Here is a 25,803-nt window from a genome sequence, read left to right on the forward strand (position 1 = left end):
CCCGTGAATCGGGCAAGGCCTTGCACGCATGAGCACTGCTTTTCGGCCGCAAGGGCGGTCGATCAGTCTTCGGAATGGGCGACTTTGATAAGAGGCTCCGCAAAACGGGACTCCGCGTCCCACGGAAAAAGAACCCAAGTGTCCTGGCTGACTTCGGTTATGTAGGTGTCCACTGTGGGCTTGCCGGACGGCTTGGCGTAGATGGTGGCGAAATGCGCCTCGGGCAAGAGGCCACGGATGATGCGGGCCGTTCCGCCGGTATCGACGAGGTCATCGATGATGAGCCAGCCTTTGCCGGTTCCCTCGACACCCTTGATGATGTTCACCTTGCCCTGCTCCTTCCAGTCGTAGCTGGAGATGCAGATGGTGTCGATGTGGTGGATATCCAGTTCACGGGCGATGATGGCGGCCGGAACGAGTCCTCCGCGCGTGACGGCGATGATGCCCTCGAACGGGCCGTGTTCGATGAGTCTCCAGGCCAGGGCCTTGCCGTCGCGGTGCAACTGCTCCCAGGAGACAGGGTACATCTTGCAATACCTGTCGCTTTTCTTCGTCATCGGATCCTTCCTGAACCGCGATTTTTAAAACCGCACTTTTATAAATTTTTCCGTGGAACGCAACCTTTTCATGCAAGGCGCACACTGTGGCGACGCAGTGGCCGGGTGCATACGGAACAATGCGGCATCCGTTGCGGATTGCGGACCGGGCTTGCGAAGCCGTACATGCGTCGACGGTTGCGCCGGGAGTGATCCCGCGCTGCGTGCAACGATGCGTCGAGCGTCACGGCGTTGGTGAAGGAAGGGTGAGTATTGAACTCGGCAGGGGAAAGCAAGGCTTTTGTCATTGCGCGGACCGCGCGGAAGTTGACTGATGCTGCAATTGCGTGTGCATGGTTCCTGATGGCGTGACGCGGGGCGTCAGTTAGGGAGCGCGAACGGACGGGATTTCCGCGGCAAGGTATGGGAATGGCGGATTTTGTCAGGTCCAGACGAGAGTGGCGGGTTGCCACGTTCAAGGTCCATCGTATAGAGCATGCGCAAGGGCTTGAAACGACAGCTCTTGATGTCGTCGGCCCACGGCGTGACGCCGGAACGCACTTGTATGCATGGAGGGGATGAATGTCGGATCGGGAACTGCCGCGCGTGAATGCCGCCCTTGGCGACGCGCGAAGGCTCGCCAGTGCGGCGGGCGTTTCGCCGTCGGAGCTGTCCGGCGTGGTGGACAGGCATTTCGCGAGGCGTCTTGCCGACGTCTGGCCGGTGGAACTCGGCGCGCCCGACGAAGCACCCTTTGCCGTATGCGCGCTTGGCGACTACGGACGCGGCGAATTGTGCCTGCATTCCGACATCGAACTGCTGCTCGTCTACGAGAAGGCCATCCCGCCCGAGGCGCTGGACCTTGCGCAGTCGCTGCTCTCCCCCTTGTGGGACGCCGGGTTCGACGTCACGCATTCCTTTCGCAGCATCAAGGAGACGTTGAGCCTCGCCCGTGCGGACTTCGCCTTCTTCGCCTCGCTGCTCGACGCGCGCCCCGTCGCCGGTTCGCCTGACATCTTCGATTCGTTTTCCACGCAATTCGCGGTGAAGGTCATGGCCAAGAAGCGGCAGGCCTTCCTGTCGTACCTCGAACGTTTCAACGCCGTGCGGCTGCGCCGTCAGGGGGATGCGAGCACCTTGCTGGAGCCGGATGTGCGCGAGGGCGTGGGCGGACTGCGCGATGTGCATCAGGTGCTCTGGCTCGGACGCGTCTTTCATGGCGCGGCGGGTCCGGACGCCCTCGTGGCGCAGGGGCTGTTCACCCAGCAGGAGAAGGCTGCCCTCGACGAGCAGGTCGGCTTCGTGCTGGCGGTGCAGAATGCGCTACATGTCTTTTATGGACGGCGTGACGAGCGGCTGACCCGTGATGCGCTGCCTGTGGTCGCGGCTCGCTTCAAGGGGCAGGGGGGGGCCGATGGCGCGGCGCTGCTGGGGCGTCTGCATCGGTGCATGGCGTCGTTCAAGGCGCTTCGGGCTTCGTTCATGGCCGCACTGCCCGACGAGAACGGGCGCAAGCGGCGTAGCTCGCGCGTGTCGGCCGAGCTGATTGAATGCGGCGGGGAGTTGCATCTCGATCCCGGTGTGGAGGTGGCCGAAGGGCTTGCCGGCGGCATGGATATCCTGCGTCAGTCGGCGGAACTTGGGCTTGCGCTGTCGTGGCAGGCGCGCCGGGCGCTGGAACGGCATGTCGATTCGTGCGATACGCGGCAGGCGGACGGTGACCCGGCAGTGGCGATGTTTCGGGCTGCGCTGCGCAGCGGTCATGTCAGACTTTTCGTCTCACAGATGCTCGAAACCGGCGCGCTGGAGGCGTTGGTTCCGGAGTTTTGCTTCGTGCGCGATTTCGTGCAGTTCGACGATTATCACATCCACACCGTGGGTAGGCACACGGTGAACGTTATGGCTGCGCTGGATGGCGCACAGCGTCAGGTTCCCGAAGTCGTGGCGGGCGCGTGGCGCTTGCTGGACGATGTCGAGCCGCTTTTTCTCGCTGCGCTGTTTCACGACTTGGGCAAGGGGGCGCAGCGCGGGCATGCCGAGCGTGGGGCGCGTGTCGCGCGGGAGGTGCTTGAGCGCTGGGGTGTCGATGGCGCGCTCGTAGAGGATGTTGTCTTTCTAGTGCGCAACCACCTTGTGTTGCGCCACACGGCCCAGCGCCGGGATATCGACGACGAGTCCGAGGTCGCCGGGTGTGCGGCGGTCATTGGTTCGCCGCGACGGCTGGCCATGCTGCATGTGTTGACGTGGGCCGACGCCGTGGCCACCGGCCCCGAGGCATGGACGCGCTGGATCGCCCGGCAGGTGGCGGAGCTTGCCGAGCGTGTGCAGCGGATGATGGAGCGCGGCGGTCCCAGCGGGGCCGACTCCGTGCGCCGGGTGCTACGCGTGCGCGATGGCGTGCGGGCTGCACTGGAGGCGGCGGGGGAGGGCGACATTGCCGAGGCCGTGCTTGATGCCATGCCCACCCGCTACGCTCTGGCCGTGGAACTGCCGGACATCCTGCGCCATGTGTCCATGTTGCGCACCCTGCATCTCGCAGTGGAGGAGGACCGCCGGGTCAAGCCGGGCGGGCGTGGGGGAGAAGGCGTCTTCGTGCGTGATTCCCGGTATCTGGCCGACGCCGACGCGTGGGAGATCGCCGTTGCCGCAAGCTATACGCCGGACCTCTTTGCCGCCGCGACCGGCGTGCTGACGCTCATGGAGGTCAATATTCTCGCCGCATCGTCCTTCCTGTGGCGCGACGGCACGGCGGTGGACGTGTTCATCGTCAATGGCCTGCCGGAAAGCATGGCTCCCGAGGAGTTATGGAAGCGCGTGGACTATTCCCTGCGCGCGGCGCTTTCCGGTCGCCTGTCCCTTGATGCGCGGCTTGCGGAATTGCGAGGCGGCGTCTCGCCCGTGGCCGAACGCGAGGTGGACGTGGCCGTGGGGGCCGATGCGTCGGATTTCCACACCGTCATTGAGGTCGAGGCTCCGGACCGACTGGGCGTGCTGTACGACATGGCTTGCGCCTTCCGGGATCAGGGGCTGGACGTCGTGCTGGCCAAGGTCGCCACGCGGGGCGAGCGCGCAACGGACGTCTTCTATGTGCGCGAGGGCGGGCGCAAGGTCGCATCCGTCCAGCGCTTGCGCGAGATAGGCCAAGCCCTGCGCCAGCGCCTCGCGCCCGGTCCGGTGGTCTGAAGTCGTTCACAGCCCAATTTTTACAGTCTTTTCAGAGGCCCCTGTGCGTGACGCATGGGGGCCTTTTCTGTTGTGTGCGCCTGAGAATGTATCATGCGTACATGATGCGCGTTGTGTGTTGGAATGTGATGTATCTCAGCTTGAAGTCGTGTTGTGTTTGATTGTGTATCTTTATTTTGTGATTTGCTGCAACGCATGCGTATGAGGGCGTCTGGTTTTGTCTGTCTGAAACGATGTTCATGGTCCGAGGTTGACAGATGAGATATGTTTGATATGCTTCGCGGGATTTGCCGATGATTTCGGCCTGAACAGTCATCAAGGAGTATCAATGGATAAGATAGTCGTAGAAGGCATGAGTAAGATTTTTGGTCCATCTCCGGAGCGCGGTCTGAAGCTTTTGGAGAAGGGCCTTGGCAAGAAGGAAATTTCCGAGCGAACCGGGCTTTCGGTCGGCGTGGACCGCGCGTCGTTCACCGTGAAGCAGGGCGAGATTGTCGTGATCATGGGGCTGTCCGGCAGCGGAAAGTCCACGCTGGTTCGCTGTCTCAATCGGCTCATCGAGCCAACGGCGGGCCGCGTGCTCATCGACGGGCAGGACATCACCACCCTGTCCCGACAGGAGCTTCGCGAGGTCCGGCAGAAGAAGCTTGGCATGGTCTTTCAGAATTTTGCCCTTTTCCCCCACCGTACGGTGCTGCGCAATGCGGAGTTCGGGCTGGAGGTGCAGGGCGTGGCCGCGTCCGTCAGGCGCGACAAGGCCATGGCCGCCCTCGAACAGGTGGGGCTCAAGGGCTGGGAGAGTTCCTACCCCCGGCAGCTTTCCGGCGGCATGCAGCAGCGTGTGGGATTGGCCCGCGCACTGGCATCGGACCCCGACGTGCTGCTCATGGACGAGGCCTTCAGCGCCCTCGATCCCCTCATCCGCAGCGACATGCAGGACGAGTTGATTGAGTTGCAGGAATCCGTCCGTAAGACCATCGTCTTCATCAGCCACGACCTCGACGAGGCGCTCAAGCTCGGGCATCGCATCATCCTCATGAAGGACGGGCGCATCGTGCAGAGCGGAACGCCCGAGGACATCCTGACCAACCCCGCCAATGACTACGTGGAGCGCTTCGTCGAAGGCGTGGACATCTCCCGAGTGCTCACCGCCGAGCACGTCATGAAGAAGTCCGAGGCCGTCGCATTCATGAGCACGGACGGCCCGCGTACCGCCCTGCGCAAGATGCGCACCAACAACATTTCGAGCATCTTCGTGCTCGACAACGATCACCGCGTGGTCGGCCTGCTCACGGCCGAGGAAGCCGCACAGCTCGTCGAGGCGGGCGAGCGCTCCATCGTCGGGGCCAAGCGTGCCCAGTTCTCGATGGTGCGCCCGGACACCCCCGCGAGCGAACTGTTCCAGATCATGAATGGCTCGTCCCTGCCCGTCGCCGTCGTGGGCGACACGGGCAAGCTGCGCGGCGTCATCATCAAGGGGTTGCTGCTGGGAGCCATCGCCGAACGCGGCGCCAACTCCGGCGGACAGAATCCCTCGGACCATGCATCGCGGATGTCCGATTCGCCGGCATCCTGCGTCGTCGGTTCCATTCAGTAGGAACCGCTAGCCGGAGGTCGCCTCGCGCGGCCATTCGGTTCCCTTCATTCGAACACAGACACTCATCGGAGGCACACCCTTGCGATTCACGAGACCTGCCCGCTGGGCATCGGCCCTGCTTCTTCTGTTATCCATGGTCTTCGCCGGCTCCGTCGGCGCGGCATCGAACAAACCCATCATCTTCGCGGACATGAGCTGGGATAGCATCATGGTCCACAACCGCATCGTGGCGTTCATCATCGGCCACGGCATGGGCTACGAGAGCGAATTCGTCCCCGGCTCCACGCCGGTCATGGTCAAGGCCATGATGCTTGGCGACGTGGACGTGGACATGGAGTCGTGGACCCAGAACGTTCAGGAGGTCTACGACGAGGCCATCGCCAGCGGCCGCGTCATCGACCTTGGCCCCAACTATCCCGATTCGTGGCAGGGCTGGCTGGTGCCGACCTACGTCATCAAGGGCGACCCCGAGCGCGGCATTGAGCCGATGGCTCCGGACCTGCGCTCCGTGGCGGACCTGCCGCGCTACCGCGAACTGTTCCGCGATCCCGAGAACCCGGACATGGGCCGCTTCTACAACGCCATCGCCGGGTGGCAGGCGACAGCCTTCAACGAGCGAAAGCTCGCGGCCTACGGGCTGGACAAGCATTTCACCTCCTTTGTCGCCGGGTCCGATGCGGCGCTCTCCGGCTCCATGCTGCGCGCTTACGAGCGCGGCAAGCCGTGGTTCGGCTACTACTGGGGACCGACGTGGGTGCTTGGCATGCTCGACATGACGCCCCTTGAGGAACCCGCCTACGACGCCAAGACGTGGGACGAGAGCGCTGCCTGCGCGTTCCCCTCTGTCGAGGTCAACAAGCTCGTGACCACGGACCTCGCCGAGCGCGCGCCGGAGGTGGTGGAGCTGCTGCGCCGCTACACGACGACACTTGCGCTCAACAACGAGTTCCTCGCGTACATGAAACAGAACAAGGCAACTGCCGAGGACACCGCCAAGTGGTTCCTGCGTGAGCATCGCGACCTGTGGACCGGCTGGGTCTCGCCCGAGGTGGCCCGCAAGGTGGAGGCCGCACTTTAGCGGCGACGAATATCGGCGCGTCCACGGACGCGCCTTGCTGCGGTGGCCTGCGCGGCGTGCGGGCCGCCGGTAATCCGGCACAAAGGAGAGAATGTGATCGATTTTCCCGAATATCTGAATATACCCATGGCCCAGTGGGTAGACACGGCGATGAAGTGGATGCTCCTCAATTGGGGCGATTTCTTCGAGGCCGTGGGCGACGTGATGCTCGGCTTCCTCGTCAATCTGGAACGCATGTTCCTGTGGGTGCCGTGGCCTGTGGTTGTGGCGCTAGCCTTTCTGGCCGGGTGGCGGCTGGTGGGGCGGCTCACCTCGGGACTGGCCATGGCGGCCATGCTCATGATCGTGGGGGCCTTCGGCTACTGGAAGTTCGCCATGATGACGCTGTCCCTCGTGACGGGCGCGGTGGTCGTGTCCCTCGCGCTGGGCGTGCCGCTTGGCATCCTCATGGCTCGCAGCGACCGTTTCGAGCGAGTGGCGAAGCCCGTGCTCGACGCCATGCAGACCATGCCGAGCTTTGTGTACCTCATCCCGGTGCTCATGTTCTTCGGACTTGGCAAGGTTCCGGCCCTGTTCGCGACCATCATCTACTCCATGCCGCCGGTTATCCGGTTGACCAATGTGGGCATCCGCGAGGTGCCGCGCGAGGTGGTGGAGTGCTCGCAGGCCTTCGGTGCCACGCCGTGGCAGACGCTGCTCAAGGTCCAGTTGCCGCTGGCACGGCCGACCATCGTCGTGGGATTGAACCAGACCACCATGATGGCGCTGGCCATGGTCGTGGTGGCATCCATGATCGGCGCACGCGGACTCGGCATGGAAGTGCTCATTTCCATCAATAGGATTGAGGTTGGGCGCGGCTTCGAGGCCGGATTGTCCATCGTCTTCCTTGCCATCATCATCGACCGCATCACCCACGCGCTGGCCACTCGCAAGGCTACCGCGTAGCGGACGTGATTCGCGCGGCGCGCATTGACGCGTGGTCGCAACGCCTGTAGCCGTGAAGGGCGACTTGAGCGGCGTACCCTGAACCTCGTTCGGGCGGGGGTAGAAGCAAGGGTGTCGCAGGTCCGGAAGCCCGACTCTTTCGGGCCGTCGCCAATCATGGCGCTTCGCTTTCATGCGGGGCTTGCGCGCACGCGGCGCAAGGGGCACTCTGCTCCTGCACACATTTCCCCGGATTCGATCCGGAAATCACGCAGGAGCAGTTCATGTCCCCGTTCGATTCGTCATTCGCCTTTCCCCCCTTTGGCGCGGCGTCGCGCCGTTCTCCTGTCTATGCCCGCAATGCCATGGCCGCGGCCAGCCACCCCGCGGCAGTTGAGGCCGGTCTCGGCATGCTTGACCGTGGCGGGACCGCCGCCGATGCCGCCGTGGCCATGGCCGCCGTGCTGGCCGTGGTGGAGCCGTGTTCCACCGGCCTTGGCGGCGACGCCTTCGTCCTCTATCACGACGCAGCAAGCCGCCGCGTGACCGGACTGAACGGTTCGGGGCGCTCGCCGCAGGCCCTCGATTTCGACACTCTCGCCAGCCGCACCGGCGGCGCGCTGCCGCCGCGCCATGCACTGGCGGTTACCGTGCCCGGCGCATGCGCTGCGTGGTGCGATCTGCTGGAGCGCCACGGGGTGTTGCCGCTGGCCGAGGTGCTGGCTCCTGCCCTTGAGTATGCGGCGGAGGGCTTCGTGGTCGGTCCGGTGACGGCGCACCTGTGGGCCGAGGGCGCGGACGCGTTGCGTGCCGCCGGGGGGGAGGAACTTCTGCCCGGTGGTGAGGCTCCCCGACCGGGGCAGCCCGTGACCAGCCCCGGCATGGCCCGCGTGCTGGACATCCTGTCCGGGGCGGGAGGCACCGAGGCAGCGCGCCGGGCCTTCTATGCCGGTGAGATCGCCGCCGACATCGTGACCGCCGTACGCGAGCGTGGGGGCGTGCTGGACGCTTCGGACCTTGCCGCGCATCGCTCGCAGTGGGCGGCGCCCATTACTACTATGTACCGTGGCCTTCGCGTCAGTGAGTGCGCCCCGAACGGGCAGGGCATCACCGCGCTCATGGCCCTCGACGTGCTCTCCGCTCTTGATGCGCCGACATTCGGCGACGGCTTCGGCCCCGCACGCGTGCATGCGCAGGTCGAGGCCCTGCGTCTCGCCTTTGCCGATTCCCGCCGCTATGTGGCCGATCCGGATCACGAGGACGTGCCCGTGCGTGGCCTGCTCGATGCGGACTATGCTGCGCAGCGGGCGCGACAGGTGCTACCCGGTCGCCGCAATCCGGACATCGTCCATGGCACGCCGCCCGCGTCGTCGGACACCGTATACTTTTGCGTCATGGACGCCTTCGGCAACGCCTGCTCCATGGTCAACAGCTGCTACATGACCTTTGGAACAGGCATCGTGCCGCGCAACACGGGCTTCGCGCTCCAGAATCGCGGGCACAATTTCAGCCTCGACCCCGCAAGTCCCAACCGCCTCGGTCCCGGACGGCGCACCTACCACACCATCATTCCCGGCATGCTTCACGATCGGCGCGGAACGCTGCTTGGGCCCTTCGGTGTCATGGGCGGATTCATGCAGCCGCAGGGGCACGTGCAGATTCTTTCCGCCCTTGCCGACGACGGCTGTGACCCGCAGGCCGCGCTGGACCGGACGCGCTTCTGCATTACCGACGGAACGCCCGGCGGAGAACTTGCGGTGGAGGAGGGCATGCCCGAGGCCATTCGCGTCGCGCTGGCCGACATGGGGCACCCTGTGCGTATGGTTGGCGGGTATGACCGGGCGTTGTTCGGACGGGGGCAGATCATCCTGCGCGATCCGCACACCGGGTGGCTGACCGCGGGCAGCGACCCGCGCGCCGACGGCTGCGCCTTCGGCTACTGACGCGAAGCGTACAGGGCTATATCAATGACAACGGGGCCGTCGCGCGTGGTGCGCGGCGGCCTCGTCTTTTTGAAAGAGGAAATGTCAGACGGTGGCGGGGAGGTGGTCGTCGGCGATAATGCGGGCAAAGGCCATGGAACTGGTGAAGGCCGGGGAGATGGAATTGAGGATGTGCGTCGAGTTGCCGGTGCCGAGGACCAGGAAGTCCGAGACTAGTTCATTGGTGCGGGTATCCACCAGCTGCGGGCGGATGCCGACCTTGGCGCAGGGCAGGATGTCCGTGGGTTCGAGGCCCTTCACCAGCCGCTGTGCCTCGCGGAAGAAGCAGGCGAAGACCATCCGCCGCACCTCGTCCACGGCCAGCGAGCGGAACTTGGGGTTGGCGGCGAAGAGCGTGGCATCGCGCATGAGGATGGACAGGCCCTCGCGGCCGATGCCATCGATGCCGTGGTAGTTTTCGCGTCCGAAGGCGGGCGTGGCCGTTGGGCCGATGTACACGTCGCCGTGTACGCCGCGCGTGAAGTGCACGCCGAGGAACGGATTGCGGATGTCCGGCACGGGGTAGATGCTGCCGCGCACAAGCTCCGCGCGGGCCGGGGCGAGCTGGCGGTACGCACCCTTGAAGGGCACGAAGCAGTAGTCCAGACCGATTCCGAAGGCGTGGGCGAGGGTGTCGGCATGCGCGCCCATGGCGTTGATCAGGTGCCCGAAGGCCACTGGCCCGGCCGTGGTGTCGAGCCTGCCGTCCGGGCGCGGGCCGATGGCGCGGGTGTCGAGGAACAGGCGCACGCGGCCGGTGGCCGTCAGGTCGTCCGCAAGGCTTTTCAGGATGGCGCGGGGATCGACCACGGCAGTTCGCGGCGAGTGCAGCGCCCTGTCGATGGTTTTGGCGTGGGGTTCGATGTCGGCCAGTTCATGCTCATCGACCATGCGCACGTCCGCTCCGTTGGCGAGGGCGCGGCGGTGAAGTTCGTCGAGGACGGCGAGCTGCTCCGGGGCCGTGGTCACGATGACCTTGCCGTTCTCCCCGAGGGGCAGGCTCTTTTCGCGACAGTACTCGCGCATGAGCCGGTTGCCTTCCATGCACGTCTTGGCGCGGGCGGAACCCGGTGCGTAGTAGATGCCCGCATGCAGCACGCCGCTGTTGCGGCCCGATGCGTGCGCCCCGGTGTGGGGTTCCTTTTCGATGATGAGGATGTCGCCGTGTCCCCGGGAGAGCAGTTCGCGGGCGATGGTCAGGCCCATGATGCCTGCTCCGCAGATGACGGTCTGTGCCTTGTGCATCGGATGCATTCCTCGCGGATGTGTTGAACGTGCGCAGAAGGGCAGGTTTGTAATGCATTTTCGCAGGTTTTACAAATGGATGTGCCGGACGTTCCGCGCGTGCAACCTCTTGCCATGAAGCGTCGGGAAGCGTAATGATTGGAGATTCGGAGAAGGAACAGTCTACAACGTATACCTAACCTGTGGAGAAGTCATGAAATTCAAGCTGATGTTCGCTGCCGCGCTTCTCGCGGCCATGGGCTGTCTCGCCGGCTGCCAGAAGCAGGAGACCGAAAAGATCGCGCTGGTCGATCCCGCCGAAGTGTTCCAGACCTGCGACGCCTGCGTCGCTGGCGGCGAGTACCTGCGCGGCATGGGGCAGCAGATGCAGGCGCGCCTTGCCGCCATCCAGCAGCCCGCCGAGGGCGAGATGGACAAGGACGCCATGAAGAAGGCTCAGGACGAGTTCATCGCCCTGCAGCAGAAGATTTCCTCCGAGCAGCAGCGCATCGTCGAGAAGCTCAATGGCGAGTTCAAGTCCGTCATGGACGACTACCGCGCCAAGAATGGCGTGAGCGTCATCCTCAATAAGCAGCAGGCCCTGTCCTACGGCGAGACCGCCGACGCGACCAAGGCCGTTGTCGAGGCCCTCAACGCCCGCAAGATCGACCTCGGCATCACCGCTGAGACCGCTGCCCCCGAGGCGACTCCCGAGGCTGCCCCCGAGGCTGCGAAGGAAGCTGCTCCCGAGGCTCCCGCCGCCCAGTAGACCGTCCGGACGTGCGCACGCGATGCCGATGTGGCATCCGTGGCGTGGCGTCCCGGTTCATTTTGCGAGGCCCGCGCGGACATTCCGTGCGGGCCTTTCGCATGCCCGGCGTTCGGTCAGTCCTGCCGTCGGCGCGGCGTTGACAGGCGTTGCGCCGGGTGCGAACACAAGGTGTCATGCACACATCGCGCAGAGTCATATTGCACGTCGACATGGACGCCTTTTTCGCCAGCGTGGAGCAGGCCGACGATCCGAGCCTCAAGGGGAAGCCCGTGATCATCGGCGGTTCGCACCGAGGCGTGGTCTCCACCGCGTCCTACGAGGCGCGGGTCTTTGGCGTGCATTCCGCCATGCCCTCGGCCACGGCGCGCAGGCTGTGCCCGCATGGCGTGTTCCTGCCGGGGCGCATGCGCCGCTACCGCGAGGTGTCGGGCATCGTCATGGACATTCTGCGCACCACCTCCCCGCTGGTCGAGCAGGTTTCCGTGGACGAGGCCTACATCGACGCCACGGGCACCGATCGGCTGTTCGGGCCGCCGCAGGCGCTGGCGGCGCACATCAAAAGCGAGATCGTCGCAGCCACCGGGCTGACTTGTTCCGTCGGCATCGCCCCCAACCGTTTTCTGTCCAAAATCGCATCGGACATGAACAAGCCCAACGGCGTCTTCTCCATCGCCGAGGACGAGGTGGCGGCATTTCTGGCGACCTTGCCGGTGCGGAAGATTCCGGGCATCGGCCCGCGCACGCAGGAGACGCTCAAGCTCTACGGCGTGACTGTCGTCGGGGACATCCTGAAGCGCTCCGCCGAGTTCTGGGTACAGCGGCTTGGGCGCATGGGGGCCCTGCTGCACGAGCGGGCATCCGGTGTGGACGATACGCCCATCGTGCCCTACCACGAACCGAAGTCGTCCAGCGCCGAGAATACGCTGGACGAGGATACGACGGATCGCGAGGTGCTGCGGCGTTGGCTTTTCGTGCAGGCCGAGCGCGTGGGGGCGGACCTGCGGCGGCACGGCTACCGTGGGCGCACGGTGACCCTCAAGCTCAAGTACGCGGATTTCACTGCCTGCACCCGTAGCCGGACGCTGCCTGACTGTACCGATGTGACGGGTGTTATTTTCGATACCGCCTGCGAATTGCTGGATGCCGAGGCGCTACGCAAGCGGGTTCGGCTCATCGGGGTGGGGGTGTCGAACTTCAATCAGCCGCAGCGGCAGTTGAGCCTGTTCGAGATGCCTGCGCAGTCTGCGGGCGGCGCACCGCGAGCCGTTGACGCAAAGCCGCGCGGCGCGGAACTCGACAGGGCCATGGACGCCATTCGGCAGCGCTTCGGGCGCGACGCCGTGCAACGGGGACTCGTGTTCGGATTCGACGGCGACGACTGACGCGGCCTGCGGGCCGGGGGAGGTGTCATGAGCGGTCGGTCGGATGACATGATGCGCGTGGAGGTGGACAGCCTCGGCACCGTGCAGGTTCCGCGTGACAGGCTGTGGGGAGCGCAGACCCAGCGGGCGCTGGAGAATTTTCCGCAGGGCGAGGGCATGCCCGTGCCCATCGTGCGCGCGATGTGCCGGATCAAGGGCGCTGCCGCGCGGGTCAACGCCCGTCTCGGCCTCGTGCCGCAGGCCGTGGCCACCCTTGTGGACCGGGCCGCGCGCGGGGGCGTCGGGGGGCACCTCGACGAGCATTTCCCGCTGTCCATCTGGCAGAGCGGTAGCGGCACCCAGACCAACATGAACGTCAACGAGGTGTTGGCCAACCGGGCCGCGCAGTTGGCCGGAGAGGAGCCGGGCCGCAAGACGCCCGTCCACCCCAACGATCACGTCAACCGCTGCCAGTCCACCAACGACGTCTTTCCCGCCGCCATGCACATGGCCACCGCCGATGCCCTCGCCAGCGGCGTCATCCCCACAGCCGAGGCGCTTAGTGCCGAACTGGCCGCCCGCGCCGAAGCGTGGTCTGGCATCGTCAAGATCGGGCGCACGCATCTCATGGACGCCGTGCCCATCACCCTCGGTCAGGAATTTTCGGGCTATGCCGCGCAGGTCGATGCGGCGACGGAAGGTCTGCGCAGGGCGCTCACTCCGCTGTGGGAACTGCCGCTTGGCGGAACGGCCGTGGGGACTGGGCTGAACGCGCATCCGGAGTTCGCGCGGCTCGTGATCGACGAGTTGGCGCGGGAGACGGGATACCCTTTTATTCCTGCCCGCAACCGTTTCGCGCTCATCGCCGCGCACGACGCGCTGGGTGGCGTGAGTGCCGCGATGCGCACGCTGGCCTGCGCCCTGAATAAGATCGCCAACGACATCCGCTGGCTGGCCAGCGGTCCGGCCTGCGGCATCGGCGAGTTGCGCTTGCCCGCCAACGAGCCGGGGTCGAGCATCATGCCCGGCAAGGTCAATCCTTCGCAGTGCGAGGTGCTGTGCATGGCCTGCATGCAGGTCGTGGGGCTTGATGCCGTTGTGGCCGCTGCCTGTGCGCAGGGAAATTTCGAGCTCAATGTCTGCAAGCCGCTCATCGCGTTTGATGTGCTCACCCAGTGCCGGATTCTTGCCGAGAGCACGGCGTCCTTCACGGCGCGGGCCGTCGTCGGGCTGGAGCCGGACGAGGGGCGCATCGCCGCCCACGTTTCGCGCTCGCTTATGCTGGTCACGGCCCTCGCGCCCGTGGTCGGGTATGATGTCGCGGCCCGCGTGGCAAAATTTGCGCAGGAACGCCACGTGTCGCTACGCGAGGCGTGCGTGGCGTTGGACGTGCTCTCGGGCGAGGAATTCGACGCCATTGTCAGGCCGTTGGACATGGTCGGACCGTTGCCCGGTGACTGACGGATTTAGTTGCATATGCAATAATCGGATTGCCACATGTGTCCAAAAGATATATGTGCCAGATGCGGCAAGGGGCGGTTGCGCCCGCCGCATCATTTCCAGCGCATAGAGGAGAACCCATGGCTCCTACGCCAAACAGAATACAGTACATAGACGGCATTCGCTTCAAGCGTATTCTCTTCGCTGCGGCGAAGCGCCTTATCGACAAGCATCGTCACCTCGACGAAATCAATGTCTTCCCCGTGCCCGACGGAGACACCGGCTCGAACATGGCCGGAACCATGCGCTCCATCGTGGACGGCGCCTCCAAGTCCCTCGATCAGTCCATCGACAAGATGAGCAAGACCATCGCCGAATCCGCGCTGCTTGGTGCGCGTGGCAATTCCGGCGTCATCCTTGCTCAGTTCTTCTGCGGCTTTTCCGAGGGTGTGAAGGATCTGTGCCGCATCACGCCCAAGCAATTCGCCGAGGCCGCCTCCGAAGCCGCACGACGTGCCAAGGAATCCATGGCCAACCCGCGTGAGGGCACGATTCTGACCGTCATCACCGACTGGGCCGATCATCTGAAGGACAATTGCGACAAGTATCGCGATTTTCCCGAGCTGTTGCAGGATTCCCTGCGCCGCGCCCAGACCTCGCTCAAGGAGACCACAGACAAGCTCGCGTCCCTCAAGACAGCGGGCGTTGTCGATGCCGGTGCGCAGGGCTTCGTGTACCTGCTGGACGGCATTGTCGATTTTGTCGAGCGCGGCCGACTGGATATGAAGGTCGAGCGCGAGATCATCGGCGAAAAGGGCAGCGGCAGCGGCCGGGCGCAGGAGCGCGTGGCGGTGGAGGAACTGACCTTCCGCTTCTGCACGGAATGCATGCTCACCGGCAAGGACATCGATCGTGACGCCCTGCGTGGCGAGCTTTCCGCCATCGGCGACAGCCTGATCGTGGCCGGAACGTCCGAGACGGTGCGCATTCACGTCCATTCCAACGAGCCGGAGCGCGTCTTCGAGATCGCCGCCGCATACGGCGAGATGTCCCGCCGCAAGATCGACGACATGCTCCAGCAGCATCGCGACCTCGTGGCCAAGGCGAGGCAGAAGGTCGGCATCGTTACCGATTCCTGCTGTGACCTGCCCGAACCGTTCCTGCGCAAGTACGGCATCGGCGTCGCGCCGCTCACGCTCAATCTCAACGGGCAGGAGTTCCTCGACAAGGTCGACATCACGGCCGAGGAATTCAATGACCGCCTGCGCGTGTCGGAATCCGCCAAGACCTCGCAGCCCGCACCTGTCGAATTCAAGACCGTCTACGAGTCCATGCTCGACCAGTACGAGGACATCGTCTCCGTGCATCTGTGCGCCGCCAACAGCGGCACCTTCCAGGGTGCGCGGACCATGGCCTCGACCCTGGCCGATGATCGCATTTCGGTGGTGGACAGCAACAACCTTACCGTCGGCCTCGGCCTTGTGGTGCGCGAGGCGGCCCTTGCCGCAGCACGCGGTCTCGATGCCGCAGAGGTTGCCGACGTGGCGCGCGACGCCGCCAGCCGCGTGCGCATCTTCGTGACGCTCGAAACACTGGACTTCGCCGTGCGCGGCGGCCGCATGTCCCGCAAGATGGGCGTGGTGGCCAAGGCGCTCAACATCAAGCCCGTTTTGACCTTCCATCCCGTCACCGGCAAGGCCACTGTCATCGGCAAGGGCTTTGGCGTGCACCACGCGCGTGGCATTCTCATGCGCAACGTGCGCAAGGTTGCCGAGGACAAGCGCAACCTGCGCTTCGCCGTGGCCCACGTGGCCGCTCCGGAGACCGCTCGTCGCTATGCGGACCTGCTGTGGTCGGTGTTCGGCGTCGAGCCGCTGTACTCCATGGAGGCTTCGCCCGTGCTGGGATGCTATTCCGGCCTTGGCGCGGCGGCCGTGGCTGTGCTCGGCGACTAGTTTTCCTCGCTGCTGAGGGACGCAGACATATCATGAAGGCCCCACGCTCGCTTGAGCGTGGGGCCTTCGTTTTTTGCTTGGCTGATGAGGGTGACGAAAAAGGGACCACAGGCGCAACGCGCCTGTGGCCCCTTCGTGGGTTCGGGATGGAACCGTGAGGCTAGAGTTCCTTCATGGCTTCGCAGATCTGCTGGACGGCCTTTTTGCCGTCCTCGAAGTACATGAGGGCGTTGTCCGCGGAGAAGAGCGGGTTCGGGATGCGTGCAAAGCCCGGCGAGAGGCTGCGCTTGACCACGATGACCGTGCGGCATTCGTCCACGTTGATGATCGGCATGCCCGCGATGGGGCTTGCGGGATCGGTCTTGGCCAGCGGGTTGACCACGTCGTTGGCGCCGAGGACGATGGCCACGTCGATCTGGCTCATCTCGGGATTGATGGAGTCCATTTCGCGCAGCTTGTCGTAGGGCACCTCGGCCTCGGCCAGCAGCACGTTCATGTGTCCGGGCATGCGTCCGGCCACGGGGTGGATGGCGAATTCCACGGTGGTGCCGCGCGCCTCCAACTGGTTCATGAGGTCGCGTACGGCGTGCTGGGCCTGCGCCACGGCCATGCCGTAGCCGGGCACGACGACCACGCGCTGCGCGCCGTCGAGGATCATCGCCACTTCCTCGCCGGAGGTGGCCTTCACCTTGCCCGCGTATACGTCGTCCGCCGATGCGGTCTTTTCGCCGGGGCCGAGGGAACCGCCAAAGAGGACGTTGGTCAGCGAGCGGTTCATGGCGCGGCACATGATCTTGGTCAGGATGATGCCGGACGCGCCGACCAGCGAGCCGGCGATGATGAGCATGTTGTTTTCGAGCACGAAGCCCGTGGCCGAGGCGGCAATGCCGGAGTACGAGTTGAGCAGGGCGATGACGACGGGCATGTCCGCGCCGCCGATGGCCATGGTCAGCAGCACGCCGAGCACCGACGCCGCGCCGACCATCACCCAGTAGCCGGTGATGTCTTCGGGGACGATGGAGACGTAGACGCCAAGGCCCACCGTGACTACTGCCAGTGCGAGGTTCACGAGGCGCTGGCCGCCGAAGCTGCATGCGCCTTCGAGGAACAGCCGCTGGAGCTTGCCGAATGCCACGAAGCTGCCCCAGAACGTCACGCCGCCGATGATGCCCGAAAGGGCCGTGGCGATGGAGAACTGGAGGCCGGGCGCGGCGCCGCTGGCCTGCACGAGGGTGGCCCCGGCCACGAGGACCGATGCGCCGCCGCCGAAGCCGTTGAACAGGGCCACGAGCTGCGGCATGGCCGTCATCTCGATCTTCATGGCCAGCACGGCACCGATGGCCGCGCCGAGCACGATGCCCGCGAAGATGTATTCGAAGCTCAGGATGTTCTTGTCGAACAGCGTCACAGCCACGGCCAGCAGCATGCCGAAGGCGGACAGGACGTTGCCGCGCACGGCGCTTTTGGGGTGGGTGAGGCCCTTGATGCCGAGGATGAACAGGACCGAGGCCAAGAGGTAGACGAGGTTGATGATGGACAGGTTCATGGGGCTACCTCTTCTTCTGCTGGAACATTGCGAGCATGCGGTGCGTGACCATGAAGCCGCCCACCACGTTGACGGTGGCGAAGACCAGTGCAGCGATGCCGAGGATGGTCGAGGTCAGGGAATGCTCGCTTCCCGCGGCGATGAGCGCGCCGACGAGGGTGATGCCGGAGATGGCGTTGGTTCCGGACATCAGCGGCGTGTGCAGCGTCGGCGGAACCTTGGTGATCACTTCGAATCCCACGAAGACCGCGAGGACGAAGATCGTGAGGCCTATGACGAAGGTTTCCATTCGGACTCTCCCAGAATGCCTGCGCGGTCAGCGCGCAGGGGGGCGGTTATTCGTAGCACTGCTCCAGACATTCGACGATGCGCGGATGAACCACGTGGCCCCCGTGGGTGACCATGGTGCCGGAGACGACCTCGTCGTCGCGGTTCATGTCGAGCGCGCCGTTTTTCATCATCGAGAGAAGCAGTGTGGTGATGTTCTTGCCGTACATCTGGCTCGCGTCGCGCGCGAGGTCCGACGGAACGTTGGTGGGGCCGAGGATGGTGACGCCGTTGTGGTCCACGATCTCGTCGGGGCGCGTCAGTTCGCAGTTTCCGCCGGTGAGCGCGGCGAGGTCCACGACGACGGAACCGGGATGCATGGATTCGACCATATCGCGGGTGACCAGCACCGGAGCCTTGCGTCCGGGAATGGCCGCCGTGGTGATGACCACGTCGTTGGCGGCGACAACGCGGGCCATGAGCTCGCGCTGCTTGCGGTAGAATTCCTCGCCCATGGCCTTGGCGTAGCCTCCGGTGTCCTCGGAGTCCTTGGCGTCGAGCTCCATCTCGACGAACTTGGCACCGAGGCTCTGGACCTGTTCGCGCACGGCGGGGCGTACGTCGTAGGCCTCGACCACAGCGCCGAGGCGCTTGGCCTGCGCAATGGCCATCAGGCCCGCCACGCCGACGCCGATGACGAAGACGCGGGCCGGGGTGATGGTTCCTGCGGCGGTCATCAGCATGGGAAACATCTTGGGCAGGTGCGTTGCCGCCAGCAGCACGGCGCGGTAGCCCGCGAGCGTGGCCATGGACGACAGCGCATCCATGCTCTGCGCCCGCGTGATGCGCGGGATGAGTTCCATGGAGAAGAGTGTGGCACCCGTTTCGGCGACGCGGCGGGAAATGGCGGGATGCGTGAAGGGATCGGTGAGCCCGATGAGCACGTGCTCGGGCCGCAGAAGCTCGATGTCCCGCGATCCTTCCTCGGGATTGGCTCCCGGAGTGCGGACTTGCAGGATGATGTCGGCCATGCGGAAGAGGTCCGCGCGGTCCTGGACGATGGTTGCGCCCTTCTCTGTGTAGGCCGCGTCGGTGAAGCCCGCCTGCGTGCCTGCCCCGGTCTCGACGAAGACGCCAAGACCGGCCTTGACGAGGCCCGGAATCGCAGCCGGTGCGATGGCCACGCGTCTTTCGCCGGGAAAGGTTTCCCTTGGAACTGCCACATTCATGTCGCGTAATCTCCTTATTGCGCTGGTTGACCCTTCTGAAGCGCGTCATGTGTAAATCATTTCGGGTCGGAAGACTATCTATTGCGTAGGCAAGGATTGGGTTGGACGCAGAGGGGCGCTCACGCGCTCGAGGAATGGCGGGTAAAGGCGTCGGCCCATGCGAGGGCGGCGTTGTAGGCGTTGGTGATGGTGGCGAAGTCGAACCCGAGGCCCGCCACGATGGATTCGAGGCGTTCCCAGCCTGCAAGTTCGTAGCAGTTCACCATGTCGAGCCAATCCCGATGCGGGGACGGCGCGCCGAGGAGCGCGTCGCGCAACTCCTGGGAGAGGGGGAGCCGGGCTACGATGGCGTTCATGGGCATTTCGAGGATGGATTCGAGCATGGAGAACAGCCCGAGCAGGAATATCTGGTCGGGGTCGAAGTCCGGGGACTTTTTTGCTCTGGCGAGTATTTCGAAGAACTTCGCACGCTTGAGGGCCGTGATGAGCAGTTCCTCGGTCCGGATGTCGGGGTTCAGGTCGGTGAAGACGATGATCCGCAGCCAGTGGCTGAGTTGCTTCCAGCCGAGGATGACCACGGCCTGCTTGATGGAGTTGATCCGTTCGGGAAAGCTGAACGCGGCGGAGTTGAGGTAGGTGAGCAGGCGGTAGCTGAGCGCCGCGTCGTTGCGGATGGCAGCGGAGAGTTCGTCGAAGTCCTCTTCGGCGCGCTCGATGATTTCGAGCAATTGGAAGCGGGACGATTCGTGTGAGGTGAGTTCCCGGCGGTCGAGGTTTTCCGGTACGGCAAAGAAGGGGCCGGAGAACAGTACGCAGCCTGCGGCGCGGACTTCGGCGAGATGCTGGCGATCCTGCACATGGCGCGCGACGAGCTGCGAACCGTTCTGGCAGTGTTCGCGGATGGCCTCGATTCTGCGGGCGTCGCAGGCGATGGTGTCGATGAGCACGAAGTCCGCGAGGCGGACGGATGTTTCCTGCGGGAGAAAGCTTTCATCCGTGTCGATGGCCACGGCGTATCCGCGGCGCTTGAGGAGCGTGAAGACCATTTCGAGGTCGTCGTTCATGGGTTGGTCCGGGATGACGATGACGGTCTTTCCCGGAGGCATGGCCGAGAGCGCGTTCTGTCTGAAGTCGATGAGCACGGTCTTGCCCGCTTCGCACAGGCTGGTGGCCGTGAATCGCGCTCCGGCGTCGGTCGGCGCCGGGGGGAGGAGCTCGTCCAGTTCCCGGCCGGTCTCCGTGCTGAACACAAGCTCGTAGCCCCACACGGTGTAGTCCGTCGCGAAGATGGGCTGCCGGGTGAAGAATGTGGCGAGAACGTTGTTTGAGGTGGTCGGTTCGCGGTGCATGCCGATCTCCTGCTGGACGCTTGGCGGTTTATGTCGACTGTAGCGCAGCTTGAGTGACGTGCCAAGAGTTCGGCGAACCTGCTTGACCGCATGTGGAACCGAACGTATTGCGTTCGTATCGTATGTCTTTATTTTAAAATGTTTTTTGAATGGCTTCGGAGGGTGCAAGCCGATGACGTTTTCCATCAAGGATATTCTGCTCATGGAGGTTGCGCCCGCGCTTGGGTGCACGGAGCCGGTGGCCATAGCTCTTGCCGCGGCGGCGGCCGCATCCCTGCTCGATCACCCGGAGCCGGACGCCATCGAGGTTTGGGTCGATCCCAATATCTACAAGAATGGCCTCGCGGTCATCATTCCCGGGACGGGTGGGTTGGTCGGTCTCGATACCGCTGCTGCGCTTGGTGCGTTTGGCGGGGATGCCTCGCGCGGACTGGAGGTGCTGGACACCGTGGACGATGCCGCCGTGGACCGGACCCGCGCCTGTGTGCGGGACGCACGGGTGCTGGTGAACCTGCTGGAGGACCGCAAGGGGCTGTTCATCCGTGTGCTCATCCGCAGTGGTGCCGACACCGCCGAGGCGGTCATCGAGGGCGTCCACGACAATATCACCACACTGCTTCGCAATGGGCAGCCGGTGGCAGATTCTCCGCTCGTCGCGTCGAAGCGGGGGGTGGACAAGGGCGGGCTGTGCGCCCTCGAAGAGTGGCTGAAGGCGCAAAGCCTCGACCGGCTGCTGGAACTTCTCGACGGACTCGATGCGGACGATCTGGTTTTTCTGCGTGAGGGCGTGGATACCAACATGCGGCTGGCCGAATACGGCCTGCGCAACGATCCTGGGCTTGGCGTCGGGCGGACCCTCGAACGGTTGGTGCGCCAGAAACTCATCTGTCGCGACATGGTGCAGGCCGCTCGCATTCTGACCTCCGCCGCCGCCGATGCGCGGATGGGCGGTGCCCGGCTTCCGGCCATGAGTTCCGCCGGGAGCGGCAACCATGGCCTGACCGCCATCCTGCCCATCCGGGCGGTATACGACTACGTGGCCTGTACCGAGGAGGATATGCTCCGCGCCGTGGCGCTTAGCCATGTCGTCACCGCCTACGTCAAGGCCTACACGGGGCGGCTGTCCGCAGTGTGCGGATGTTCCGTGGCCGCCGGAGCCGGAGCGACGGCGGGTGTCGCGCTCCTGCTTGGCGGTTCGGCGCGTCATGTGGCGGGTGCGATCAAGAATCTCACCGGCGATCTTGCGGGGGTGATCTGCGACGGGGCCAAGGCCGGGTGCGCGCTCAAGCTGGCCACTGCGGCCGGAACGGCGGTGCAGGCCGCGCTGTTTGCCCTTCAGGGCGTGAACGTCTGGGAGACCGATGGCATCATCGGCCCCTCGCCCGAAAAGACCATGCAGAACATCGGCACGCTTTCGACCGAGGGGATGATCGAGACGGACCGCACGATTCTGAAGATCATGCTGGAGAAACGCTTCTCCGGATATTGAGTGCACGAGGCCCCGCGATGTTCGGAAGGCCCCTCGACGCCACGCGTCGAGGGGCCTTTGAGCGTATGGAATCCTTGATCGCGCACATGAGCGCACGCAATGATTGACGATAACTGGCTTTATGCTTAACTTTGAATTGTTGAGTGAAAAGGTCTGATATGGCGTGTCCAGTACGCCGGATGAAAATCGTTGCACGGCAGTGACCATGCGGGTAATGTTGGGACAATGGGACCAATCGAACATTGGGGGTGGCATCATGTTGCGTAGAATGGTGATCGGCGTGCGCATTTCCATTGCAATGATCGCGATGGTGGTGTTCATCGTCGGGGTTATCCTTGCCTTCCTGTACAATTCCGCGAAGGTGCAGGAAATCAGCATCAGCGAAGTGCAGGAGATCATGCTCAAGGGGCAGAAGGAGAAGATATCCGTCGGCTCGTCGTCCATCGCTCGGGCGCTCGGCGATATCCTTCAGGGCGCCCCCCGCGATCAGGCCATCGAGACGATGCGCACGGCGCTCAAGAAGATCCGCTTCGAGGAAGACGAGTCCGGCTACTATTTCATCTACGAAGGGACGATCAACATTGTCCATCCCATCCAGCCCGCCATGCAGGGCACGGACCGTGGCGACTCCAAGGACCCCAATGGCAAGTACTACCTGCGTGAACTGTACAAGGCAGCGCAGCAGGGCGGCGGATTCGTCGAGTACGTGTACGACAAGCCCGGCGCGGGCAAGCAGCCCAAGATGGCCTACGCCATGCCCATTCCGGGGACCACGTTCTGGATCGGCACCGGCGTGTACATCGACAACATCGAGAAGGAAAAGGCGCGCATCGCCGGGAATATCGACGAAATCGTCAGCAGCAACACGCGCGTGATCGTCATCGCCATCGTGGTGCTGCTTCTCGGCGTCATCGTGCCCGCCGTGCTGTTCATCATCCGCAGTATCGTCATTCCCATCAAGGCCGCCACACAGGCCGCTACGGACATTGCCGCCGGGGAGTACGGCGTGTCCCTTGACGAGTCCGGGCGCGACGAGGCCGCCATGCTCAGCCGGTCCCTGAATGCGATGGCTGCCACACTTAGCGCCAACATCGAGGAAATCACCCTCAAGACGCAGGAGGCCGAGGAAAAGGCCCACGCGGCTGAGGTTGCCATGGAGCAGGCCGAAGAGGCGCGCAAGAGGGCCAATCTGGCGCGCAGCGAGGGTATGCTTCAGGCCGCCATGCGCCTCGAGACGGTGGTGGAGCGCATTTCCGCCGCAACCGAGGAGATTTCCAGCCAGTCCGAGGAAATCCGTCAGGGTGCCGATGTGCAGAAGGAACGCATCCAGACCACGGCCACGGCCATGGAGGAGATGAACGCCACGGTGCTTGAGGTCGCCCAGAACGCGGGCAGCGCCGCCGAGCGCGGAGCCGAGGCCAAGAACAAGGCCCAGCACGGCGCAGAGGTGGTGGGGCATTCGGTGAAGGCCATGAATACCACCTACAAGCAGGCCGAACTGCTCAAGGAAAACATGGCGCAGTTGGATGAACAGGCGCAGGCCATTGGCAACATCATGAGCGTCATCACCGACATCGCGGATCAGACCAACCTGCTGGCGCTGAACGCGGCCATCGAGGCCGCCCGCGCCGGAGAGGCGGGGCGCGGTTTTGCGGTCGTCGCGGATGAGGTGCGCAAGCTGGCCGAGAAGACCATGGGCGCGACCAAGGAAGTGGGCGATTCCATCGTCGCCATCCAGCGGGTGGCCGAGGAGAATGTGACGTCCATGGAAAAGGCGCTTCAGGATCTGGAGCAGGCGGTGGATTACTCCAACCAGTCGGGCAAGGTGCTCAACGAGATCGTGCAGGAGACCGAGTCCTCGGCCGAGCAGATTCAGGGCATCGCCGCCGCCGCGGAGGAGCAGTCTGCAGCTAGCGAAGAGATCAACCGTTCCATCGAGGAAATCAACATCATCACCACTGAGACGGCGCGCGGCGTGTCCGAGTCCGTCATCGCCCTTCAGGAGCTTGCGGAGCAGGCCGAGGCGCTGAAGACCCTCGTCCAGCAGCTCAAGGAGGAAGGTCAGGCGGCCGGATAGCGACGGCGTCTGTGAAACGCGGCAGTCACCCCAAGGCCCCGTTCGTGTGCGGACGGGGCCTTTGTTCTGCCCGGTGCGTTACGACTGGTTTTCGCAGAAATCGAGGAACCGCTGGGCCTCGTCGAAGCCGGGGTTCAATTCCAGCGCATGGCGCAGGTGCCGGATGCACAGGGTGCGGTCTCCGGCCTGCCCCCGCTGATGGAATGCGCGGGCGATGTTGAAGTGGAGATTCTCGTCGTGCTCGTTCATGGCGAGGGCGCGGGCGTAGTAGGCCACGGCCTCGTCCGCGAGGCCCTGCTTGCGCAGGCTCATGCCGAAGGTGTTGAAGAGGTGGCGTTGCTCCTCGCGGAACGTGTCGTCGTTGTTCATGAGGATGCGCAGCACCTTGGTGAGTTTTTGCGTCTTGCCCTGCTCGCAGTAGATGGTGCCGAGGCCGAGATTGGCCTCGACGTTCTCCTCGTCGATCATGGCCGCCTTCATGAATTCGCGTTCGGCAGGGCCGAGGAGGCGCTCGTCGAGGTAGCGTGCGCCAAGTTCCAGCTTTTTTTGCAGGGAGCGCAGGAGCGGCAGGGTGCGCTGTTCGTAGAACCCTGGCTCCGGGGTGAACTGGCGGATGAAGTCGCCCTTGGAGAGGTGGGTGCGCAGTCCGGCGGGGATGTTGTTGGAGTTGAGCGGCTGGACCTCGTAGACATTGTCGTCGATGCGCCGCACGTACCAGTAGGTCGCGGACGCCTTGTCCGACGTCGTGCCTCCGGTTCCCGTTTTCGCGGGGGGGCGCTTCGAGAAGACGCCGAGCGTCTGTGGATAGGGCATGCGAATCTTCCTTCGGCGGGCTTTTGGGGTCCCGTCATGATAGCATAGTCGCAAGGCGGCAATCCGTCGATGGCGAACGTCATTTTCGCGTTTGAGGCGCAGGTAAAGAAAAAGCCTCCATCTTGCGATGGAGGCTTTGAAGTCTGGCTCCCCGGCACGGACTTGAACCGCGAACCTAGTGGTTAACAGCCACCCGCTCTGCCTATTGAGCTACCGGGGAATGTTGCGCACGTGCGTTGCCGCCGTTGCGAAGAGCGTGTTTAGGCGTATTCACCATCGACGTCAAGCGCAAAAAATGAAAAAGTTGAAAAAGTCCGTGGGGCGGGCACGTGAAGCGATGGGGCGGCGGGGCGGTTAGGTCCCACGCGGAAGGTGGCGGTCGCCATCGGAGAAACAAATGTGCGGCAGTGGGGAAAAGGCGGCGGTCTGCGGAGTTGCTCGGCTGTATCCGTGGTCGCGGGTCGGTGGGCATGTTTGTCGTTTTGCACAGGGGCAAAACGTGTTAAGCGTCCATGAGCGGGATGGATGGAAACGGCGGGGCCGCCGAGCGTGGCGGAAGTTGGCATGGGGGCGGCTTCGGCAGGGTACGAAAAAAGGTCCATGCCGAAACATGGACCTTTGAAATTCTGGCTCCCCGGCACGGACTTGAACCGCGAACCTAGTGGTTAACAGCCACCCGCTCTGCCTATTGAGCTACCGGGGAATGCTTGGGACGATCACGCCGTCCGCGAGTTGGGTTATTAGGTTTTTCGCCGCGAACCGTCAAGGGGAAAACGTTGGGGCATGTAAAAAAAGTTCGTGGCGGTGGGGGCGGCGCGCCGAGAGCCGTTCTTGACGCCGGACGTCAATCCGAATAAACCTCTCGGGTTCTTTCACGATGAATGTCACGGTTTGGAGAGAGTACCTTGAGCACGACAGGCAACGAGCCTCAGCAAAAGCAGATAAAGCTTCCCGTCAAGTCCCCCTTCGTTGGACAGTTCC

General features: G+C 64.2%; 18 protein-coding genes and 2 tRNA genes. 11 read left to right on the top strand and 9 right to left on the bottom strand.

The features are described 5' to 3' along the window. Nucleotides 1-62: 62 nt before the first annotated feature. A complete protein-coding gene (gpt, locus tag GGQ74_RS12575) occupies nt 63-557 on the bottom strand; it encodes a xanthine phosphoribosyltransferase (protein ID WP_167941889.1) in 495 nt (164 codons plus the stop codon). Nucleotides 558-1,118: 561 nt separating this feature from the next. Here gpt and GGQ74_RS12580 point away from each other — a divergent pair. From GGQ74_RS12580 to GGQ74_RS12600, 5 genes are all read left to right on the top strand, one after another. Next, the gene (locus GGQ74_RS12580; RefSeq protein ID WP_167941890.1) at nt 1,119-3,719 is read left to right on the top strand and encodes a [protein-PII] uridylyltransferase family protein; all 2,601 of its coding nucleotides are present in this window, start codon (nt 1,119-1,121) and stop codon (nt 3,717-3,719) included. 328 nt (nt 3,720-4,047) lie between these two features. Further along, nucleotides 4,048-5,316, top strand: coding sequence for a quaternary amine ABC transporter ATP-binding protein (locus tag GGQ74_RS12585; protein WP_167941891.1), 1,269 nt, complete (start codon nt 4,048-4,050; stop codon nt 5,314-5,316). 79 nt (nt 5,317-5,395) lie between these two features. Next, nucleotides 5,396-6,394 carry an ABC transporter substrate-binding protein gene (locus GGQ74_RS12590; protein WP_209280167.1) on the top strand — a complete coding sequence of 333 codons (999 nt, stop codon included), beginning with the start codon at nt 5,396-5,398 and terminating at the stop codon, nt 6,392-6,394. Nucleotides 6,395-6,487: 93 nt separating this feature from the next. Further along, nucleotides 6,488-7,339, top strand: a complete 852-nt coding sequence (locus tag GGQ74_RS12595; protein ID WP_342448623.1) for an ABC transporter permease — start codon at nt 6,488-6,490, stop codon at nt 7,337-7,339. A gap of 263 nt (nt 7,340-7,602) precedes the next feature. Further along, nucleotides 7,603-9,261 carry a gamma-glutamyltransferase family protein gene (locus GGQ74_RS12600; protein WP_167941892.1) on the top strand — a complete coding sequence of 553 codons (1,659 nt, stop codon included), beginning with the start codon at nt 7,603-7,605 and terminating at the stop codon, nt 9,259-9,261. Nucleotides 9,262-9,345: 84 nt separating this feature from the next. On the opposite strand, the gene lhgO is transcribed toward GGQ74_RS12600, so the two are convergent. Continuing rightward, nucleotides 9,346-10,545 (bottom strand): L-2-hydroxyglutarate oxidase, encoded by a 1,200-nt coding sequence (lhgO, locus tag GGQ74_RS12605; RefSeq protein ID WP_167941893.1) that lies wholly within the window; start codon nt 10,543-10,545, stop codon nt 9,346-9,348. 193 nt (nt 10,546-10,738) lie between these two features. On the opposite strand from lhgO, the gene GGQ74_RS16195 reads away from it, so the two are divergent. The 4 genes from GGQ74_RS16195 (at nt 10,739) to GGQ74_RS12625 (ending at nt 16,052) form a co-directional block, all read left to right on the top strand. After that, nucleotides 10,739-11,293: an OmpH family outer membrane protein gene (locus GGQ74_RS16195; protein WP_209280168.1), complete on the top strand. Its 555-nt coding sequence runs from the start codon at nt 10,739-10,741 to the stop codon at nt 11,291-11,293. 176 nt (nt 11,294-11,469) lie between these two features. Continuing rightward, on the top strand, nt 11,470-12,678 hold the full coding sequence (locus tag GGQ74_RS12615; protein ID WP_167941894.1) for a DNA polymerase IV: 1,209 nt from the start codon (nt 11,470-11,472) through the stop codon (nt 12,676-12,678). Between the two features lie 27 nt (nt 12,679-12,705). After that, nucleotides 12,706-14,118, top strand: a complete 1,413-nt coding sequence (locus tag GGQ74_RS12620; RefSeq protein ID WP_245168244.1) for a class II fumarate hydratase — start codon at nt 12,706-12,708, stop codon at nt 14,116-14,118. Between the two features lie 119 nt (nt 14,119-14,237). Further along, nucleotides 14,238-16,052: a DAK2 domain-containing protein gene (locus GGQ74_RS12625; protein WP_167941895.1), complete on the top strand. Its 1,815-nt coding sequence runs from the start codon at nt 14,238-14,240 to the stop codon at nt 16,050-16,052. 160 nt (nt 16,053-16,212) lie between these two features. On the opposite strand, the gene GGQ74_RS12630 is transcribed toward GGQ74_RS12625, so the two are convergent. From GGQ74_RS12630 to GGQ74_RS12645, 4 genes are all read right to left on the bottom strand, one after another. Further along, nucleotides 16,213-17,598, bottom strand: a complete 1,386-nt coding sequence (locus GGQ74_RS12630) for an NAD(P)(+) transhydrogenase (Re/Si-specific) subunit beta (protein ID WP_167941896.1) — start codon at nt 17,596-17,598, stop codon at nt 16,213-16,215. Between the two features lie 4 nt (nt 17,599-17,602). Next, on the bottom strand, nt 17,603-17,887 hold the full coding sequence (locus tag GGQ74_RS12635; protein WP_167941897.1) for an NAD(P) transhydrogenase subunit alpha part 2: 285 nt from the start codon (nt 17,885-17,887) through the stop codon (nt 17,603-17,605). A gap of 46 nt (nt 17,888-17,933) precedes the next feature. Next, nucleotides 17,934-19,094 carry a Re/Si-specific NAD(P)(+) transhydrogenase subunit alpha gene (locus GGQ74_RS12640; protein ID WP_167941898.1) on the bottom strand — a complete coding sequence of 387 codons (1,161 nt, stop codon included), beginning with the start codon at nt 19,092-19,094 and terminating at the stop codon, nt 17,934-17,936. A gap of 119 nt (nt 19,095-19,213) precedes the next feature. After that, nucleotides 19,214-20,443, bottom strand: coding sequence for an EAL and HDOD domain-containing protein (locus GGQ74_RS12645; RefSeq protein ID WP_167941899.1), 1,230 nt, complete (start codon nt 20,441-20,443; stop codon nt 19,214-19,216). Between the two features lie 172 nt (nt 20,444-20,615). On the opposite strand from GGQ74_RS12645, the gene GGQ74_RS12650 reads away from it, so the two are divergent. After that, the gene (locus GGQ74_RS12650) at nt 20,616-21,932 is read left to right on the top strand and encodes an L-cysteine desulfidase family protein (protein ID WP_167941900.1); all 1,317 of its coding nucleotides are present in this window, start codon (nt 20,616-20,618) and stop codon (nt 21,930-21,932) included. Nucleotides 21,933-22,188: 256 nt separating this feature from the next. Next, nucleotides 22,189-24,009 (top strand): methyl-accepting chemotaxis protein, encoded by a 1,821-nt coding sequence (locus tag GGQ74_RS12655; RefSeq protein ID WP_167941901.1) that lies wholly within the window; start codon nt 22,189-22,191, stop codon nt 24,007-24,009. A 78-nt stretch (nt 24,010-24,087) separates the two neighbouring features. Here the strand turns inward: GGQ74_RS12655 and GGQ74_RS12660 are convergent, their stop codons facing one another. The 3 genes from GGQ74_RS12660 to GGQ74_RS12670 all read right to left on the bottom strand — a co-directional run bounded on the left by GGQ74_RS12660 (nt 24,088) and on the right by GGQ74_RS12670 (nt 25,525). Further along, the gene (locus GGQ74_RS12660) at nt 24,088-24,822 is read right to left on the bottom strand and encodes a tetratricopeptide repeat protein (RefSeq protein ID WP_167941902.1); all 735 of its coding nucleotides are present in this window, start codon (nt 24,820-24,822) and stop codon (nt 24,088-24,090) included. Nucleotides 24,823-24,966: 144 nt separating this feature from the next. After that, nucleotides 24,967-25,042 (bottom strand) — tRNA-Asn (locus GGQ74_RS12665). A 407-nt stretch (nt 25,043-25,449) separates the two neighbouring features. Continuing rightward, nucleotides 25,450-25,525: transfer RNA gene (locus GGQ74_RS12670), tRNA-Asn, on the bottom strand. Between the last annotated feature and the right edge of the window lie 278 nt (nt 25,526-25,803).

It is taken from the genome of Desulfobaculum xiamenense, assembly GCF_011927665.1.
Taxonomy (GTDB): domain Bacteria; phylum Desulfobacterota; class Desulfovibrionia; order Desulfovibrionales; family Desulfovibrionaceae; genus Desulfobaculum; species Desulfobaculum xiamenense.